16 protein-coding genes are annotated in these 17,397 nt (G+C 42.5%); 7 read left to right on the plus strand and 9 right to left on the minus strand.

Annotated elements, in window-relative coordinates; translation table 11 throughout:
* The first annotated feature begins 31 nt into the window (after window positions 1-31).
* Window positions 32-250, plus strand: a complete 219-nt coding sequence (locus tag VB775_RS01280; RefSeq protein WP_281008481.1) for a hypothetical protein — start codon at window positions 32-34, stop codon at window positions 248-250.
* Here the strand turns inward: VB775_RS01280 and VB775_RS01285 are convergent.
* Complete coding sequence (locus tag VB775_RS01285; protein WP_281008482.1) at window positions 247-708, minus strand: VOC family protein; 462 nt, start codon at window positions 706-708, stop codon at window positions 247-249. The genes VB775_RS01280 and VB775_RS01285 overlap by 4 nt on opposite strands.
* Window positions 705-2,228 (minus strand): amidophosphoribosyltransferase, encoded by a 1,524-nt coding sequence (gene purF, locus VB775_RS01290; protein ID WP_281008483.1) that lies wholly within the window; start codon window positions 2,226-2,228, stop codon window positions 705-707. Before purF ends, VB775_RS01285 begins: the two co-directional genes overlap by 4 nt.
* A gap of 298 nt (window positions 2,229-2,526) precedes the next feature.
* On the opposite strand from purF, the gene glpX reads away from it, so the two are divergent.
* The 4 genes from glpX to VB775_RS01310 all read left to right on the plus strand — a co-directional run bounded on the left by glpX (window position 2,527) and on the right by VB775_RS01310 (window position 8,158).
* Window positions 2,527-3,570: a class II fructose-bisphosphatase gene (gene glpX / locus VB775_RS01295; RefSeq protein WP_281008484.1), complete on the plus strand. Its 1,044-nt coding sequence runs from the start codon at window positions 2,527-2,529 to the stop codon at window positions 3,568-3,570.
* Window positions 3,571-3,805: 235 nt separating this feature from the next.
* Window positions 3,806-5,107, plus strand: a complete 1,302-nt coding sequence (locus tag VB775_RS01300) for a glutamyl-tRNA reductase (protein WP_281008485.1) — start codon at window positions 3,806-3,808, stop codon at window positions 5,105-5,107.
* A 227-nt stretch (window positions 5,108-5,334) separates the two neighbouring features.
* The gene (locus VB775_RS01305) at window positions 5,335-5,769 is read left to right on the plus strand and encodes an HHL1-like protein (RefSeq protein ID WP_281008486.1); all 435 of its coding nucleotides are present in this window, start codon (window positions 5,335-5,337) and stop codon (window positions 5,767-5,769) included.
* Between the two features lie 409 nt (window positions 5,770-6,178).
* Window positions 6,179-8,158 carry a CHASE2 domain-containing protein gene (locus tag VB775_RS01310; protein ID WP_281008487.1) on the plus strand — a complete coding sequence of 660 codons (1,980 nt, stop codon included), beginning with the start codon at window positions 6,179-6,181 and terminating at the stop codon, window positions 8,156-8,158.
* A gap of 213 nt (window positions 8,159-8,371) precedes the next feature.
* Here VB775_RS01310 and VB775_RS01315 read toward each other — a convergent pair whose 3' ends face one another.
* Entirely contained in the window at window positions 8,372-9,457 is a 1,086-nt protein-coding gene (locus VB775_RS01315) for an undecaprenyldiphospho-muramoylpentapeptide beta-N-acetylglucosaminyltransferase (protein WP_407072970.1), read from the minus strand.
* 367 nt (window positions 9,458-9,824) lie between these two features.
* On the opposite strand from VB775_RS01315, the gene VB775_RS01320 reads away from it, so the two are divergent.
* A complete protein-coding gene (locus VB775_RS01320) occupies window positions 9,825-10,616 on the plus strand; it encodes a VanW family protein (protein ID WP_281008489.1) in 792 nt (263 codons plus the stop codon).
* 39 nt (window positions 10,617-10,655) lie between these two features.
* On the opposite strand, the gene VB775_RS01325 is transcribed toward VB775_RS01320, so the two are convergent.
* Together VB775_RS01325 and VB775_RS01330 are read right to left on the minus strand one after the other, a co-directional pair.
* On the minus strand, window positions 10,656-11,354 hold the full coding sequence (locus VB775_RS01325; protein WP_281008490.1) for a pirin family protein: 699 nt from the start codon (window positions 11,352-11,354) through the stop codon (window positions 10,656-10,658).
* A 63-nt stretch (window positions 11,355-11,417) separates the two neighbouring features.
* Window positions 11,418-11,654, minus strand: coding sequence for a CDGSH iron-sulfur domain-containing protein (locus VB775_RS01330; RefSeq protein WP_281008491.1), 237 nt, complete (start codon window positions 11,652-11,654; stop codon window positions 11,418-11,420).
* A gap of 208 nt (window positions 11,655-11,862) precedes the next feature.
* Between VB775_RS01330 and VB775_RS01335 the strand changes: the two genes are divergently transcribed.
* A complete protein-coding gene (locus tag VB775_RS01335) occupies window positions 11,863-12,243 on the plus strand; it encodes a winged helix-turn-helix transcriptional regulator (protein ID WP_190575287.1) in 381 nt (126 codons plus the stop codon).
* A 55-nt stretch (window positions 12,244-12,298) separates the two neighbouring features.
* Here VB775_RS01335 and VB775_RS01340 read toward each other — a convergent pair whose 3' ends face one another.
* The 4 genes from VB775_RS01340 to VB775_RS01355 all read right to left on the minus strand — a co-directional run bounded on the left by VB775_RS01340 (window position 12,299) and on the right by VB775_RS01355 (window position 17,369).
* Window positions 12,299-14,050, minus strand: coding sequence for a DUF3352 domain-containing protein (locus VB775_RS01340; RefSeq protein ID WP_281008492.1), 1,752 nt, complete (start codon window positions 14,048-14,050; stop codon window positions 12,299-12,301).
* 497 nt (window positions 14,051-14,547) lie between these two features.
* Window positions 14,548-15,303: a M48 family metallopeptidase gene (locus VB775_RS01345; RefSeq protein WP_281008493.1), complete on the minus strand. Its 756-nt coding sequence runs from the start codon at window positions 15,301-15,303 to the stop codon at window positions 14,548-14,550.
* 17 nt (window positions 15,304-15,320) lie between these two features.
* A complete protein-coding gene (locus tag VB775_RS01350; RefSeq protein ID WP_281008494.1) occupies window positions 15,321-16,223 on the minus strand; it encodes a hypothetical protein in 903 nt (300 codons plus the stop codon).
* Between the two features lie 201 nt (window positions 16,224-16,424).
* Window positions 16,425-17,369 carry a glycosyltransferase family 9 protein gene (locus tag VB775_RS01355; RefSeq protein WP_281008495.1) on the minus strand — a complete coding sequence of 315 codons (945 nt, stop codon included), beginning with the start codon at window positions 17,367-17,369 and terminating at the stop codon, window positions 16,425-16,427.
* Window positions 17,370-17,397 lie beyond the last annotated feature (28 nt).

Here is a 17,397-nt window from a genome sequence, read left to right on the forward strand (position 1 = left end):
AAAAAATTCAATCACATGGGTAAAAATAGTAATGAGCCAAAGACTAAAGCGATGGGAATCACCACGCAAAGAAGGTAGAAATGATAAAGGTAAAGGTGGCTCAGCACGCCAACGCCAAAAGAAAAAACAACTGCAAATGCTTCGTAAAAAATTAAAAGAAGGTATTAATACCCAAGCAAAAAGAGATGGCGCTAGCGCCATCTCTTTTTGGTTTTCAGAGGAAGTTGCAAAGCAACTTCCTTTCGGCTAGTGCGTAACTACAGGAACCTGCTGAGCAAAGTCAGCATCACCAACTTCGTGAAAATCAGTCTCACCAAAAATGGCAGTTTCAAACTTGTAATGCTTGAACTCTAAAATATTTCCTGAATGATCAGCTAAGAAAAAAGTTCGATGTTCCAAAGGTGTATCCACAAAGCGAACTTTTGGCTTTTGATAAAACTTAAGGCGCTTATCATGGACTTTTTCTAATAAAGCCATCCAGTTATTTTCGGAATAAAATACTAATCCGAAATGGCGCGGATAAATACCACGTTGCGATTCAAGAGATTCATGAACAACGTGCGCTACCAACTGGTGACCATACAAACTCATGATCAGCGAGTCACTTGACTCGCGTCCTGCCAAACAACCCAAACCATCAATATAAAAAGCTTTGGTGCTTGCAATATCTTTGACTGGAAATGCGAGATGAAAGAGGATCTTGGTCATGTTGCCGTATTTTCTAGCATAAGTTTGGTGCGCTTGAGTTTATCAGGAACTTCAATCGGATATTTTCCTGTAAAACAAGCCGTGCAAAAATGCGTGGTATCAATTTGTGTCGCCTTTAACATTGCGTCGTGACTGAGATACGCAAGCGTATCAACCTCAATCTGTTTGGCGATCGCATCGACAGATTTCTGCGCTGCGATCAAATGATCTTGCGAGTCCGTATCAATACCATAAAAACAAGGGTGAGTAACAGGAGGCGAAGAAATACGCATATGTACCTCAGTTGCACCAGCCTCACGCAATGCTCTTACTATTTTACGACTCGTCGTTCCTCTTACGATCGAATCATCGATCACAATTACCCGTTTACCCTGCAAAACATCCTTAAGGGTATTCAGCTTCATACGGATGCCAGACTCCCGCATGGCTTGGGTGGGCTGAATAAAAGTTCGCCCCACATAGCGATTTTTGATCAGAGCCTCTCCGTAGGGAATCCCTGACTCTCGTGAAAACCCGATCGCCGCAGGAATGCCTGAATCTGGCACGCCAATCACAATATCGGCTTCCACAAAATTTTCTTTAGCTAATTCTCGCCCAATTCGCAATCTGTATGTATAAAGACTTTCATCATGCATGACACTATCGGGTCTTGCAAAATAAATCATCTCAAAAACACAGAGCTTCGGCTGTGATTCTTCCCATTGCCAAGACTCAATCCCTTTGTCCATGGTAATGATCACTAGCTCTCCAGCTTTGACCTCACGTACATATTCTGCACCGATAATATCTAAGCCGCAGGTTTCTGAAGACAAGACATAGGAGCCATCAGGGGTTTTGCCAATCACCAAAGGACGGACACCATAGGCATCCCTAGCACCGATAAGCGCATTGGGAGTTGCCATCACTAGGCTGAATGCACCATGGCAGCGCTTCAGAGCCGTAACGATCGCCCCTTGCCAGTTTTTACCCTCCTCTACGGCTTCGCTTACCGCAAAGGCTATTCCTTCAGAATCGGTAGTTGATTCGAGGGCATGACCTTGCGCTGACAGTTCGCCACGTAATTCAGTAGCATTGACTAAGTTGCCATTGTGGGCAAGCGCAAAATCGCCCAATCTCGTATTAATGATAATTGGCTGAGCGTTACAAACCTTACTCGAACCTGTGGTCGAATAGCGGTTATGCCCAATCCCTAAAGCTCCTTTCATTTCTGAGAGGATCGTTTCATTAAATACTTGGGCAACTAGTCCCATCGCTTTGTGAGTATGGGTCGTGCCGCGATCGTCGTAGACAGTAATCCCTGCTGATTCCTGCCCACGATGCTGTAAGGCATACAATCCAAAATAAACAAGTTTAGCAACATCCCCTTCTGCTGCTAGTACCCCGAAAACACCACAAGCTTCCTGTGGTTTATCCGTCTCAATGTCATTGTTAAAATCTAGATCATCAAAATCGGGTTGATTTATAAGGTTCTTAGGCATCTCATCAGCAAAAACAGAATGGTCAGAATGGTCTGGCAACATAGCAGTTATACGCAATACATTAGTTTGGGTAGAAGAGAAAAGCCCACTCTATAGATCGTACCAGTGTTAAGCATTTCTTAACCAAAATTAGCAAAGCAACCCCAGAAGGATGAAGTAGGCTCTCTGGGTTGCCATCCTCCTTCTGGGTTTTAATTTGTCCTTCTGCCCTGTAAACTTAATTACGAGGTTGTGTAGTAAGTCACAACTAACTTAATTTTGTTTTCTGTTTCTGGAAATTTTCTGGGGCATAACAAAGGCTTAATAGTTATAAAATTTAGACAAGTAAGGATTCCTACGCATGGATAATACAATCAGCCTTGAGATTATTGAGGTCGTTGAACAGGCAGCGATCGCATCTTCTCGGTGGATGGGCTTGGGTAAAAAAGATGAAGCCGACGAAGCAGCGGTTGAAGCAATGCGCGAACGCATGAACAAAATTCATATGCGTGGACGCATTGTTATCGGTGAAGGCGAACGTGACGAAGCACCCATGCTCTATATCGGTGAAGAAGTTGGTATCTGCACACAGCCAAATGCTGCCGAATTCTGCACCATCGAAGAATTACAAGAAATTGATATCGCTGTTGACCCTTGCGAAGGCACAAACCTTGTCGCCTATGGTCAAAATGGTTCGATGGCAGTTTTGGCTATTTCTGAACGCAATGGCTTGTTCCGCGCTCCTGACTTTTATATGGACAAACTAGCTGCACCTCCTGCTGCGAAGGGTCACGTCGATATCCGCAAAACACCTACCCAAAATCTGAAAATTCTTTCGGAATGTTTAAATCGCTCGATCGAAGAATTGGTCGTCGTAGTTATGGATCGTCCTCGTCACAAGGGTTTGATTTCTGAAATCCGTGCCGCAGGCGCTCGTGTCCGTTTGATCAGTGATGGTGACGTATCTGCTGCAATTTGCTGTGGTTTCGCTGGTACAAACATCCATGCTCTGATGGGTATTGGTGCTGCTCCTGAAGGTGTTATTTCGGCAGCCGCAATGCGTTGCTTGGGTGGACATTTCCAAGGTCGTCTAGTTTATGACCCAGCCGAAGTTAACACTCCTGAGAGCGCTAAGTGGACTCGTGAAGGTAACTTGGCTCGCCTCAAGGAAATGGGTATCGAAGATGGCGATAAGGTCTATGATGCCAATGAATTAGCTTGTGGTAAAGATGTATTGTTTGCTGGCTGTGGTATTACCCCAGGTACATTGATGGAAGGTGTCCGCTTCTTTGGTGGTGGTTGCCGTACTCAGTCTTTGGTTATCTCAACTCAATCGAAGACTGCTCGCTTTGTTGACACCATTCACTTGACTGGTGATGCTCCTAAGACTATTAATTTGCGTTAATAACTTAGTTAGAATTACTAGCATCTATGGTGCTAGTAATTCTAAGCCCCTCAAAAAAGTAAAGGAAAGCGCTTCGCGCTTTCCTTTACTTTTTTGAGGGGCTTAGAGAATGACGGCAGCTATATTACAGAACGTTAAGGAGTAATAAGTACCTACTACACTGGTAGCTATCTCCTGATAAGCTCATCCAATAAGATAATTATTTCCAGTCCTAAATAAGAAACGCATTTACGATATGAATATTGCAGTTGTTGGCTTGAGTCATAAAACGGCGACTGTGGAAGTACGGGAAAAGTTGAGTATTCCCGAAGATCGCATGGAAGCAGCGATCGCTCAACTGATGAGCTATCCGAATATTGAAGAAGCTGCAATTTTAAGCACTTGTAACCGCTTAGAGTTGTATGTAGTTACTAGCGAAGCCGAAGGTGGTATTCGTGAAATTATGCAGTTTCTTTCGGAATTTAGCCAACTACCTCTACAGTACCTACGTCGTTATCTGTTTATTCTGCTCCGCCAAGATGCCGTAACTCACCTGATGCGGGTTGCGTCTGGCTTAGATAGTCTGGTACTTGGTGAAGGTCAAATTCTCGCTCAGGTCAAAAATACCCATCGTATCGCCCAGCAATACAATGGTGCAGGTCGGATTCTTAATCAACTTTTTAAACAAGCTCTTTCAGCAGGTAAGCGCGTCCGTACTGAGACTGAAATTGGTACGGGTGCAGTGTCAATTAGTTCGGCGGCAGTAGAACTCGCTCAAATTAAGCTGCAAAATTTATCGGATAAACACACTACGATCATTGGCGCTGGCAAGATGTCCCGCCTGTTAGTCAAGCATTTAATTTCTAAGGGTGCTCAAAAGATTGCGATCGTTAATCGATCGCGCGATCGCGCTGCGGCCATGCTTAAGGAATTTGAAACTAGCAATGCTGAGTTCGATATCCGTCCACTGGATCAAATGCTGGATTGTGTAGCAATTTCTGATCTTGTGTTTACGAGTACTGCTTCTACAGAGGTAATTCTGAGTCGTAAAAATCTTGAAGCGATCGCTTCAAATCACACTGGCTTAACTCTCGTTGATATTTCTGTACCGCGCAATATTAGTTCTGATGTCAACGAGTTGCCGAATACCAGAGCCTACAACGTTGATGATTTGCAAGCCGTAGTTGCCGAGAATCAAGAAAGTCGTCGTCAAATGGCGATGCAAGCTGAGGTTTTGCTGGAAGGTTGTGTGGCGGAGTTTGATAGCTGGTGGCGATCGCTTGAGACTGTCCCCACGATCAGCAAGCTGCGTCAAAAGATGGAAATCATCCGTGAGCAGGAGATGGAAAAAGCGCTATCTCGACTCGGCAATGATTTTGCTGATAAGCATCAAGATGTGATCGAGAGCATGACTCGCGGCATCATCAATAAAATTTTGCATGATCCAATGGTGCAGCTTCGCGCTCAACAGGACATCGAGACGCGCCGCCGCGCCATGCAAATGTTACAAGTTCTCTTTGACCTAGATTCACCCTCTAGCCAATTGAAAGAAGGGTAATAAAAAAGCCGCCCTAGGACGGCTTTTTTATTAACGAAAGCGTGACAACACTTTTGTCCGATGGTGAATATCTCGAAAATTGTTTGCCTAAAGAATGATTGTGCTTACATCCTCTACTAAAGTAAACTTTTGTAAATACACTTAATAACTATAAAAGTTTGATAGGCGTTGCAAAGCATCATATATCAAATTCTTAAAAACTATTTTTAAAAATCAAAGGTAAAGCTATGTCTGTAACTAAATCGACTGGATTTGCAAAAAGTACGGGACAGCCCAAGCTAAAGAAAAAAGCTCCCAACAAGCATCAAGTCGCTGCTAATAAATACGACGAGATGAAAGAGAAAGGTTTGCCTGAGTTCAATATTTACATTCGCATCAAGGGAAAAGATTGGGTTCCTGCGGGTTCGATGGCAGTGGAACGCAGTAACCTCATTAGTCGCGCCATTTTCCAACAGGAAGATTCTCTGCTTAAGGGGGCAATTCGTCTCTACCCTATTCTGCGGCAGTATAAAGAAAATCTTGAATATGGTTATCGTTTGAAGGAATTTCCTGATGAGGAAATCACAGTTGCGGTACTTCCAGAGCCTACTATTGGCGATAAGTTTCAGTATGCTTTCACTAAGGCTAAGGAATATTTCAACAGCATTACAAAGAAAAAGTAGTCTAAGTAGAAGCGCAAGTTACTAAAGCTCTCTATCAATTCCCCTTAAAAAGGTGGAAGTAGAAAATTCTTCCATCTTTCAATACCAAAAAGATGAGTGGCGGAGCTTCGCACCGCCACTCATCTTTTTGCTAAGCAAAACTTATTGCGGGGGAATCTGGGATGGTGATCTAGAAAGTTCCTAAGTAAACTAAAAACTTAGAAAGCTGTCCCGTCCGCTATGCGGACGGGACAGCTTTCTAAGTTTTTAGTTTTAATTATGGTGAGATGCTTAAATGGTTTCTTAGAGACGGATCTTTGGGTAGGGGAATGTGATATCTATAAAAATCAAAAAAAACTAACCAATTTAGATCTACCCTCAATTTTAAAATTAGTATTAAGATTTTGAGTGAGTAAATCGAAAAAATGTGATGAAAGCCAATATCAAAAAGAAGTTCAAAGCATTATCAAGTCCTAAGTTCGTTGGCTATGCATTAGTTGGGGCGATCGCCTTACTCAGCGCGATCGCTACGGGCTTAGAACTAAGCGAAGTGCAGAACCTTGAACGCCAGACCCAATCGGCATTTTTTAACTGGCGTGGACCGATCGCTCCTCCCAAGGATATTGTGATTCTAGCGATCGATGATCTTTCACTACGCCAAGGTGAATTTTACGATCCTCAGACTCGCCCATTTTTGGAACCATTTCGCACAACTACATGGAAGCGCATTGTCTATGCTCAAGTTCTAGAAAAACTGGTTAAAGCTGGCGCAAAAGTAGTAGCCTTCGATATTTTATTCGTGACTCCCGGCGACCATGGGACTGCTGATGATGACAAATTTCAATCGGCGATCACTAAGTATGGAGAACGCGCCGTATTTGCGGCTAGTTATGAATTTACGCAAATTGGTGAAGCAAATATTATGCAACTTGCCTCACCTGATGGAATTTTTCAAATAAAACCAAATACCCTAGGATTAATTAATTTTCAACCTGAAGTTACAGGCAATATTCACCGTTTGGGTGTGCAGCCACCATTAGACAGCGGCTTGCCCATTATGCCAACTTTCGCGGCAGCGATTTTGAATGTCGCCCAGATTAGTTATCCCAAACCTAAAGGTGATGGGATTTATTTTTTTGGGGGGGCTGATACATGGACAAATGCTCAACAACAGATTCCATTTTATTATGTGGTTGATCCATATAATTGGAATAGTGAACAACTTCAGGGTGGTAAATTTTTTAAAGACAAAATTGTTTTGATCGGGGCAACGGCAGCTTCAAAGCAGGATATCCAAAACTCAGCGATGGGGCGAATGCCGGGAATTGAGATTCATGCCAATGCGATCGCTACGCTCATGCAAGGTAAAAGCATGGCAGGGCTATTTGCTAATCCAATCCAGCAGGGTATTTTCACCCTTTTGCTAGTGGGAATCTCAGGTGGTATTCTCTGCCGATTTAAGCGACCACTGATGCAGATATTAGGCGCTTTTGGCATGGCGATCGCTTGGTTTGGGATTGGTTATGTCTGCTTCATTTACGCCAGTACGATTTTACCTGTAGCAATTCCTGCAATCGCGATCGGCTTAAATGGAGTGGCTCTTTTGACGACAGGTTCGATAGCTGCTCAATTTGATAAAATCTTGCTGCGTCGCACCCTTGAGCGTTATGTCGCTGCGCCAATTGTGGAAGAGATTGTCAATCAACCTGACAGTTTTCGCGATCTTCTAGAGGGGCGCACAATCAAAGCTGCGGTGCTGTTTTCCGATATTCGTGGCTTTACGACGCTATCTAGTCGCCTTCCTGCCAAAGTGCTAATCCATCAACTAAATACTTATCTGGGTGGTATGGTGGATGCGATTTTGGAGTATCAAGGCACAATTGACAAGTTCATTGGTGATGCGATTATGGCGGAGTTTGGCTCACCTGTTTCGCGAGGAGAGAAAGCCGATGCAATGAATGCGATCAATGCTGCTCTAAATATGCGATTGGCTCTAATGGAACTGCGTAAAGTTTGGCAAACTGAAAATATGATCCCTTTCTCGAATGGGATTGGTATTAACTATGGGGAAGTAACTGTCGGCAATATTGGCTCCTCTCGTCGTCTTGAATATGCGGTTATTGGCGATACGGTCAACGTGGCAAGTCGTGTTGAAGGTATGACTAAGGAATTGGAGACAGATATTGTTATTACAGAAGCGCTTTACGAAATTGTCAAGGACGAAATCGATGTTGTTGGTTTTGGAGAACATGCGCTTAAGGGTAGAGTTGGGAATGTACGGCTATATGGTGTGATTGGGCTTAAAGGTAGCGATCGCAAAATTTATGAACAAGTCCACAATGATCTTAAGCGCCATACAGCAGTGATCGATATTCTCAAAAAAGGTCAGTTACCAACACGTCGCGAATAAAGATTATTAACCTTACAACGCTTTGCGTTCAAACCCGAACCAAGAATAAATTTGAAAGCGTTGCTTCGCAACGCTTTCAAATTTATTCTTGTGGTTCGTTTGATCGGAAATGGCTGTAAAAGAGGATTTGGAGACCAAATCCCTACATATTTGTAAAGGTAGGGGCTTGGTCTCCAAGCCACACTCTCAGCGTTCCGTAAACATCACAGATTATTAAAAGCGTGGCGAAGCCACGCTTTTAATAATCTGTACAATTTGAGCGATCGCATTGGCATCTTCGCTTTGGTGCATATTCTGAATATATTCATCACGACGCTGATCAAGATCAGCGATCGCCTTGAGTAAACTCTCACTCGTCAAATCTTCTTCAAACAGAACAGCACTATAACCACGGGCTTGAAAAGACTTGGCATTGAGGATCTGGTCGCCGCGACTGGATAATTTTGATAGAGGAATTAGTAAATTCGGTTTGCGTAAAGTCAGAAACTCAAATACAGCATTGGCTCCTGAACGTGACACGACTAAATCAGCGATCGCTAAAATATCGGCAAGTTCTGTTCCTAAATACTCAAATTGTTGATAGCGTGGATTTACATTGAGATTGATATCAAGATTGCCTTTGCCACAAGCATGAACAACTTGATACTTTTGTGTAAGCTCAGCTAAAACAGCACGGATAGATTGGTTGATTTTTGTGGAACCTGTACTGCCACCGACCACAAATAGAACTGGATCATCAGCATTAAATCCACAAAATGCTCTTCCTCTTTCTCCATTTCCTAGGAGAATATCAGGACGAATTGGTAAGCCTGTATGTGTAACCTTGGGAGCATACTTTGCTAAATGTTTAGCAGTTTCAGGAAAAGTGACACAGACTTTAGTTGCAAAGGGAATTGATAGACGATTGGCTAAACCAGAAGAAAAGTCTGATTCATGAATAATCACAGGAATCCGTTGTAGCCAACTTGCAAAAATAACGGGAACCGTGACAAATCCACCTTTAGAAAATACTACTTGAGGCTTGATTTTGGCGATCGCAAAAAAAGCATCAAATATGCCCTTAATTACTTTAAAAGGATCGATGAAGTTCTGCCAAGAAAAGTAGCGGCGCAATTTACCCGACGAAATACCGTGATAGGGAATACCAACTTCGGCAACAAGTTGTTTCTCAATCCCATGATTAGAACCAATATATATAACTTCCCAGCCATCAGCTTTCAAACTCGAAAGTAAAGCAAGATTGGGGCTAACATGACCAGCAGTACCGCCGCCTGTCAATACAATTTTGGGTTTCTTTATTAATTGTTGATGATCTGATAGTAAGTTTGGCTGATCTTTGGTCTGATTATTTGCGCCCACAGTTATTATTTGTCTCTAGATATTGAGAATATTGGATTTTTATAGCAATTATAGATTAATCAAAACCCAGAAATTTTTTAAAAGTGTTGCTTTGCAACACTTTTAAAAAATTTCTGGGTTTTGATTTGAGCGCAAAGCGCTACCCTACCAAAGCCCAAGAAGTGAGTGGCGGCGCTTCGCGCCGCCACTCACTTCTTGGGCTTTATATCCTAAGCAAAACTTGCTTTTCTATAATTGCAATATTTGAATAGATTTTATGTGAAAATTGGTTAGGACACATAAAACTCAAATCTAAAGAGTTTAGGACATGAACCAAGTCTGGCAAAATTTCAAAAAGCCAATTCGTAATGGTCTCAAATATGCCAAAGCTTTAGTCAAAGGTTATCCATTCCATTATGCTAATTGCCAAAATCCTGATGTTGCTGACCAATACCAGCATAAATGGATAGAATCTATTACGCCTATTCCCGATCGCGGCACATTAGAGATTCGTGCTAATCGAATTTGGAACTTACGACTTGCGGCTCAAAGGATTCATTGTCTTCATATTGCTCCTCAAAAGATTTTTAGTTTTAGCGATCGCATTGGCGAACCAACTAGAGCCAATGGGTTTCGAGAAGCTCCTGTATTTGTGCGTGGTCAGGTGCTAACTGACGTGGGCGGAGGCTTGTGTCTGATTGCTACTAATGTTTTTAATACCTTTCTGTACGCAGGATGTGAGATTTTAGAACGGCATTGCCATAGTATTGATGCCTATGGAGAATCAAGATTTTACGAATTAGGTCAAGATGCCGCAGTCGCAAATGGATATAAGGATCTGATCATTCGTAATCATAGCCAAATCCCTTTGCAACTGCGATTTCAAGTATTAGCAGAGGAAGGTAAAGTTGAGTCAAGTCTTTGGGGGTCTGCACCAAAACCTTGGCAAATAAAAGTAAATTCCCAAATAATTAAACAATTACATCCACCAAATCCACAGTATCTATCGGGTTGGGTTGTGAAAACCTCGCGCTATATCAAAAACGAATTAGAGCCATTATCTACATGGCAAAGTGATTATCAAACTGTTAGCTGTTATCAGCCATGTGTCAAGTCATAACGAAAGGCGGCGCGAAGCGCCGCCTTTCTTCCTATGGGATTAAGCCAAATCAAAAACTAGAATTTCCGCATCACCTTTACCAATCAATTTTAAATCGCCAACCCGATCGCTTGAAATAGCATCACCAGCATTTAGCAAGCGATCGCCTACTAATACACTACCCTTTGCTACTTGTATCCATGGATAGCGATTTTGATTAACTGTATGCACAACTTCTGCACCATCTTCGAGAATGGAAGCATAAACATAGGCCTCTTGATAGATTTTGACGGAGCGATCGCGTCCATCGGGTGAAACGATCAACCTTAACTGATTGAGCTTTTCTTCCCTTGAGAAAAAAACTTGTTCATAGCTGGGCTTGACACTTTCTTGATTCGGTAAAATCCATATTTGTAATAGATGAGCAGATTCTGTTGCTGAAGGATTAAACTCACTGTGGGTAATTCCTGTGCCTGCGCTCATTCTTTGCACATCACCCACACGAATCACTGAGCCATTGCCCATGCTGTCCTTATGCTCTAAAGCTCCATCGAGCATATAGGTAATGATTTCCATGTCGCGATGGGGATGGGTTCCAAAGCCTTTGCCACCAGCAATCTGATCTTGGTTAATTACGCGCAATGAGCGAAAAGCCATATGCTGCGGATCGTAATAGTTAGCGAAGGAGAAGGTGTGATAACTATCGAGCCAACCGTGATTGGCATGTCCTCTTTCTTCTGATTTACGAATAGTCAACATAATTTTTATCTCTGATAGTTGTTTTTCATAATTTGCAGCGCCAAAGGCGCTGCAAATTATGAATTAAAGTTTTGTATGCGCTCCATCACAGAATGGAGCATTGCCTGTATGTTTGCATAGACAAAGTGCAACTTTCTTAGTTTCGCTCACTTCAAAGGCAAGAGGGGTAAATTCTGTTCCTTTATGTGCGCCATTACAGTAAGGTTGGTTGGTAGATTCTCCACAGGTACACCAGTAATAAGTTTTAGGCTCTAATTCCAATACAACAGGTTTCTTGTCAGCAATCTTAGGTTCACTCATGAGTTCTGTCCAAATGCGTTGGTTAATAATATGTCTGTCGCCAAGTTTGTTAGGACATAAAACCCAAAAAGGAGGCGAGGATCGCCTCCTTTTTGGGTTTTGATTTGTCCAAATATTAGGTGGCGACATCTATAAATCAAATATAATTGACTCACACTCTTTAAGTAAAGTATGCACTTTTTTGTAAGGTACATACCAAAAAGATACTATGGAAAATTATTCTGATACTTTTACCCTAAATTCCTTATCTGAAGTGGATTGTATCGCTACTTACCAGAGCGATCGCCCTAGTTGTCCAGTGGAGGCTACCCTTGATGCGATCGGCGGACGCTGGAAGGTTTTGATTTTGCACGAATTATTTAATGGCACAAGGCGCTTTGGTGAATTGCATCGCAGTTTACGTGGCATTACTCAAAAAATGCTGACTCAACAACTACGAGAAATGGAGCATGATGGTTTAATTCATCGCGAAGTATATATGCAAGTTCCGCCCAAGGTTGAATATTCGCTCACGGATTTAGGCAAAACCTTACAGCCTGTATTGGATGCAATGCATCTTTGGGGTAAAAAATATTTAGAACAGCAATAAAAAAGACGCACAAAGTGCGTCTTTTTTATTGCTTAGAAAGCACTTTGTGCTTTATTTACTTACCGCCTTTCTTGAGAGCCAAGATCACTTCAAATTCAGCAGTATCTGGATTTGGATAGGTCGCAGTTGCCGCAATACCTCGGATAGACTCGATCAAAGCTTTTGCTTCAGGAGGAGTCTTTTCTTTCTCAGCAGCAGGCATGAAGCTTTGAACAATACTCCATGTGCGATCGGCATCAATATAGAAATAGCCAACATTGTTAGCAGGTAAAGTACTAATTACTGACTTATAGGTAGCATCAGCATCGAGTGCAGTTGCAGGTTTGGGTACAAACAGTGACACAATCGGAGAAGCAGTTAGGAAGATAGTGTCTGGCTGACTCCAACCATGGGCTATGATCGCACCAGCCCCAGCCGCAGACCATTCAGTAACAGAAACTCCACCGACATCTTTTTGGGCTACCGTTGCACCATTCTGCTTCGCAAAATCATCCAGTTTCTTGAACAAAGATTCAGCAGCAGCACGGTTTGTAGTTTGCAGCATTAGTAAAGGTGCAAGCCCTTGAGTTTGCGCCAAAATTCCTTCGGTCTTACCAGCTACAGAAGCTAGGGCAAACTCGCCATCCATCCATCCAAAGATATCTTTGTCGAGATCGATCGCCAATGGAGAAGACTTCAGTTGCGCTCTGACTTCATCAAGCCCTTTCTTGATTTCAGGATTTTTATCTGCCGACTTTACAAATTGCTCCCATGAACTCTTGATATTAAAGCCCGTGGTTACCATAAACGCTTGGGAAGGAATCTGACTCATAACCTTATTAGGTGAGTTTTTGAGGGCAGCAATTGCCGCAGGATCAAACTTACCAAGGGCTTTGAAGCGAATACCTGCATCATCAATGCCAAATCCCATATTCACAGATTTGACCTGCTTCAATTGTTCCAGTGACTCTGGGGGAATGGTCTGAGCTTCAGGATTTAGTGCTGCTAGCTCTACAATTGATGTGCCGAAGTTAGGAATGTAAACTTGAGCAACAGGGTTTTGAATTTTGAGATCATCGGCACTTGCGGCACTTGCTAACGAAGCTTCACCTTTAAAGGTATCGATCGCTTTCTGAGTTGTTTGTTCTTGAGGGGTAACAATCAGATAATCACCAACCATGGCGGTTACACTACCCTGACTACCTTCGCCATATTGGGTGATCTTCACACCTTTATAGTCAGACTGCTTTTCTTTGCCACCTGCCTTAGTTTTGATTTTCTCGGTCAAAAACTTCTCAGCACCAGCCTTGTCTTTAACCTCAACCACGATCAAAATATTAGGAATAGTTTTTGCTTCAGGGGTTTCAGGAGCAGCTTTGTCCTGTACAAACTGAATCGAACCTGTATCGCTCATCGGTACATAGCGATTTTGAATAGCCGCTTGTGATTTTCTTGGTACAAGGCTAGCCGTTTTCTCTGAAGGTAAAATTGCGAAAGTTATACTTTTACCGACCCAAGGCTTAATATCTTTGTCGTAGTCAACGTCACCTGAGGAGAGATTTTTCCTGACTTCAGCGATCGCTTGATCGTAGAGTTTTTTGGTTTCTGGAGACAGGAACTGCTCTATTTTGGACAGTGCGGCTTCATCGGTGGAGATAGACATAGCCATCAAAGATTGCTTTGGAACAACCGTAAGTGTTCCCGATGTACTACTAGCCGTGGGAAGGATCGACGGCTTATTGAAGAAGAAATAAGCACCTACGCCCCCAGCTACTACTACAGCCGCACCACCAATAATTGGTAGTAAATTTGGTTTTGTTTCAGTCATAATGCATACCTCACACTTGTCAATTTCAATATGACAGTATAGTGCTTAACTTAAAATCCCCATAGACACGATTCACCTATGTATTGTGAGTTCGCTCACATCAATCTCATTTAAGGAGCATTTTAGCGCATTAACCAAATCCCCTATTTACTTATGGGGTGACACTTTTAAGTAAGTATTCTGATCGCCAACTAATCAAAAGTAAATAAATAGAAAATCTCCCTAAAGGATGAGTCTTAAAAATTCAGCAACTTTAAAAAATATCTCCTTCCTTCCTTTCCAAGAATCTACCTTGTACACACAAGTTTCTCTGTCTACGATTGAGGGTTTAGATCCCCTCAATCCCCCTTAAAAAGGGGGAAGAATTAAATTCTCCCCCCTTTTTAAGGGGGGCTGGGGGGGGGATCATTAGTAACTCACGCTATAGCTGATAACTTGTATGTACACCGCAACCCTATTCTTGGGCAATCAAACCCAAGCCAGCAATTCTTTGCTGGTTAAAAATCTAGCCATGCTGGAATAATTTGCCATGCCTGATTAAGAGATTTATCTAATATTTTATAATTCGGCTCAAATTTACTGACCAATTTCCAAAACTTATCGGAATGATTCATGTGAACTGTGTGACATAGCTCATGAATTAGGACATATTCAACAACATTAGCTTCAAGAAAAAGTAGTTTGTAATTGAGACTAATATTCCGATTGCCAGAGCAGCTACCCCATAAAGTCTTTTGACTACGCACGGCGGTAGTGCGATAGGGCAACTTAGCGTGGGTACTGACTTTGCGTAACCAACTGAATAAATGTTTTTCCGCCTTTTGCATCAACCATTGCTTTAGAAAAAATTTGCAAGCTTCGATATCGGTAATATTGCCTTTTACGACTAGCTTTAGTTCAGATTTCTTTTCTTGGATGGCGATCGCCCTTGATTTTGTCGAAACCTGTTGATACTCAATCTGCCATTCTTCGCCCAGCGATCGCAAATTGATGTGATCAGGCAACTCATGGGGAGCCTGTGACTGAAAAAAAGCTTCACGCTGCTCAAGTTTGAGTTGATTGCGAACAATCCAATCACGCTTTTTTTGGATCAGTTCAGGAACCTTGTGATGATCGTAATCAGCAGGAATAACTACTTCTAAACCTGCTTCTACGGAAAGTGAAATACGTACAGACTTGGCGCGATCGCTTACACGTACAGTGTAGGCTGGCAAATCATCATTACTAGTTAAAGATTTGGAACCAGAAGCCATAGGTTTAATTTTGAGCTTTAATCTTGAATCAAAATAGTTCCTGCAAAGCGAGCATTTAAGCGATTTCGTTCACGATGAGCATTGCCACGATCTCGATAGGTTCGCACTTGCACATAGGATCTCCCTTTAAAAATAGTTACGAAAGCGTCGGGAGCAAATTCACGGACTTGTTTTAAGGTATTAGCATTTGTATTGGGAACTAGCACTCGATAAATCGTGGCATTAGAACTGGGCTTAGTGGTTGTGGAAGTTGGGACGGAATTTGTAGGGACAGAACGATTTGATGACGCAATAGGAGAGGCAATTAACGAAGCGCCAATTACTTGGGCTGCCAATCCTTGTCCACGCAACTTTGATGCGATCGCATTGGCACTTTGTTGACTTGCTAGTGGAGCTGCTAAAAGTACGGAGCGATTACTAAACGTGGCAAGAACTGCACTCTTTCCAGATAGGGATTGCACCTGTTGAATTGCCATATTTGGCTCTTTGTTCAGTTCCACCAAAATCACAGCCGCCTGTAGGTTTGCAGGAATGTCTTTCACCTTTGCAGAGAAAGAATGTACAACTGCATCTAGCCCTAATGCTCGTAGTTGGTTGGCGCGAAATGTCGAAGCTTGGGCATTGTCAAAACCTCCAAAAAAAGTCATGGAGGCATTGAGATAATTACATGGTACGGCGGCGATCGCGAGAAATTCTGGCAACTGGGGCAGTGCGTTGGCAGGGCGATCCAGCATGACGACATAGCGTCGATTTGTGATCTGTGGGCAAGTAATTGCAGGATTTATAGTTTGGGCGATCACCATTGATTGATTGCCTAAACTATCGGTTATTAGAGAAAAGCTAGTTATAACAATAGTGCTAGCGACATAATTGGCGGCGATCGCCCATGCAGATCTGCTAGGAAGTCTTAACGGTTTCATGTTGATAAACCTATTGTCTTTAGAGCGATCATTTTGATCATCTTGATCACCTTTTTGCCCACCAATTTGTCTTCAATAGTTGAGATATACCACTATATGCTGTGAATTGTCATGACTAGAGCAAACTTTTTTCGGGCTTAATTTAAAGCTTTTGGGCAAACATCAAAAAGGCTCGCGTTGCGAGCCTTTTTGATGAATTAATTATCCTTCCCAAATTTTGGCTAGGACTGTCTGTGGTGAAATCGCATTGAGGGGCTGCCCTGCGATCGCCTGCACATATTTGATCCGCTTTTCAGCGATTGGCAGTAATGTACCAGCGATCGTATTTGCTCCTAAAATCGCCACTAGAGCCGTACCAACTGCAACTCCCAGTTGCATAGCATCGCCTTCAGCACAAATAAATAGATTTGCCGAAGCAATAAAAGCGGTTAGTTTGCCGATATCGGTCGGACTAGTAATCAAGAGATTAGGAACCTTAGCAGTTAAGTTCTTCAGTAAATCGGCATTATTAACGCTATCGATCGCCACAATTGGTAAGTTAGGTAGTTTAGTCTGCATATCCAGTGCGATCGTAGCCCAACTCTCCGCAGGATAATTGGCAAAAGCACCGCAATTCAGCAGAATAAACCCACTTTGTTGAACGCCAAGACGTTTTTGTTCGCTAGCAGCCCAATCCAAATCATTTTTGGGCAAAGTAACCTTAATGGTTGGACAAAGCTTTTGGATATTGATTGCCATTAGCAAGTTATGCTTTTGGACTGCGGCATATTCTTCAGGATCGGCAGTAATAATATCCGTTAGCAAAAAGTCACCCTGTCCCGCAAACGATATTCGCTTGGGAATACCGCTTAACCATAACAAGATATTGACTGAGAAACTAGGCTGAGTAATGATTGCTGCATCGTATTCGCGATCGCGAATTGTCCCAAGCAAGTTACCAAAATCAGCCAAAGAGTTGCGATCTTTGAAATCAAACTTGAGGACTCGGTTCACAGATTGGCAAACGCGATAAGCTGCCATTGAGCGAGGCTCGACTATCACATCAATCTCGGCATTAGGATACTGTTGTTTGAGGGTATCCAGTGTCGGGAAAAATAGTAACTGATCGCCAGTTCCACCAGGAACCAAGGCCAGTATTCGCATCATATTTATACATCTCTAGACGAAGACCGTA

Origin of the sequence: Pseudanabaena sp. CCNP1317 (genome assembly GCF_034931345.1) — a bacterium.
Taxonomy (GTDB): domain Bacteria; phylum Cyanobacteriota; class Cyanobacteriia; order Pseudanabaenales; family Pseudanabaenaceae; genus Pseudanabaena; species Pseudanabaena galeata.

What these genes read in the sequence shown, in the direction of transcription:
- VB775_RS01280 (WP_281008481.1), top strand. Translation starts at nt 32, where the DNA reads ATGAGCCAAAGACTAAAGCGATGGGAATCACCACGCAAAGAAGGTAGA.
- VB775_RS01285 (WP_281008482.1), bottom strand. Translation starts at nt 708, where the DNA reads ATGACCAAGATCCTCTTTCATCTCGCATTTCCAGTCAAAGATATTGCA.
- purF (WP_281008483.1), bottom strand. Translation starts at nt 2,228, where the DNA reads ATGTTGCCAGACCATTCTGACCATTCTGTTTTTGCTGATGAGATGCCT.
- glpX (WP_281008484.1), top strand. Translation starts at nt 2,527, where the DNA reads ATGGATAATACAATCAGCCTTGAGATTATTGAGGTCGTTGAACAGGCA.
- VB775_RS01300 (WP_281008485.1), top strand. Translation starts at nt 3,806, where the DNA reads ATGAATATTGCAGTTGTTGGCTTGAGTCATAAAACGGCGACTGTGGAA.
- VB775_RS01305 (WP_281008486.1), top strand. Translation starts at nt 5,335, where the DNA reads ATGTCTGTAACTAAATCGACTGGATTTGCAAAAAGTACGGGACAGCCC.
- VB775_RS01310 (WP_281008487.1), top strand. Translation starts at nt 6,179, where the DNA reads ATGAAAGCCAATATCAAAAAGAAGTTCAAAGCATTATCAAGTCCTAAG.
- VB775_RS01320 (WP_281008489.1), top strand. Translation starts at nt 9,825, where the DNA reads ATGAACCAAGTCTGGCAAAATTTCAAAAAGCCAATTCGTAATGGTCTC.
- VB775_RS01325 (WP_281008490.1), bottom strand. Translation starts at nt 11,354, where the DNA reads ATGTTGACTATTCGTAAATCAGAAGAAAGAGGACATGCCAATCACGGT.
- VB775_RS01330 (WP_281008491.1), bottom strand. Translation starts at nt 11,654, where the DNA reads ATGAGTGAACCTAAGATTGCTGACAAGAAACCTGTTGTATTGGAATTA.
- VB775_RS01335 (WP_190575287.1), top strand. Translation starts at nt 11,863, where the DNA reads ATGGAAAATTATTCTGATACTTTTACCCTAAATTCCTTATCTGAAGTG.
- VB775_RS01340 (WP_281008492.1), bottom strand. Translation starts at nt 14,050, where the DNA reads ATGACTGAAACAAAACCAAATTTACTACCAATTATTGGTGGTGCGGCT.
- VB775_RS01345 (WP_281008493.1), bottom strand. Translation starts at nt 15,303, where the DNA reads ATGGCTTCTGGTTCCAAATCTTTAACTAGTAATGATGATTTGCCAGCC.
- VB775_RS01350 (WP_281008494.1), bottom strand. Translation starts at nt 16,223, where the DNA reads ATGAAACCGTTAAGACTTCCTAGCAGATCTGCATGGGCGATCGCCGCC.
- VB775_RS01355 (WP_281008495.1), bottom strand. Translation starts at nt 17,369, where the DNA reads ATGATGCGAATACTGGCCTTGGTTCCTGGTGGAACTGGCGATCAGTTA.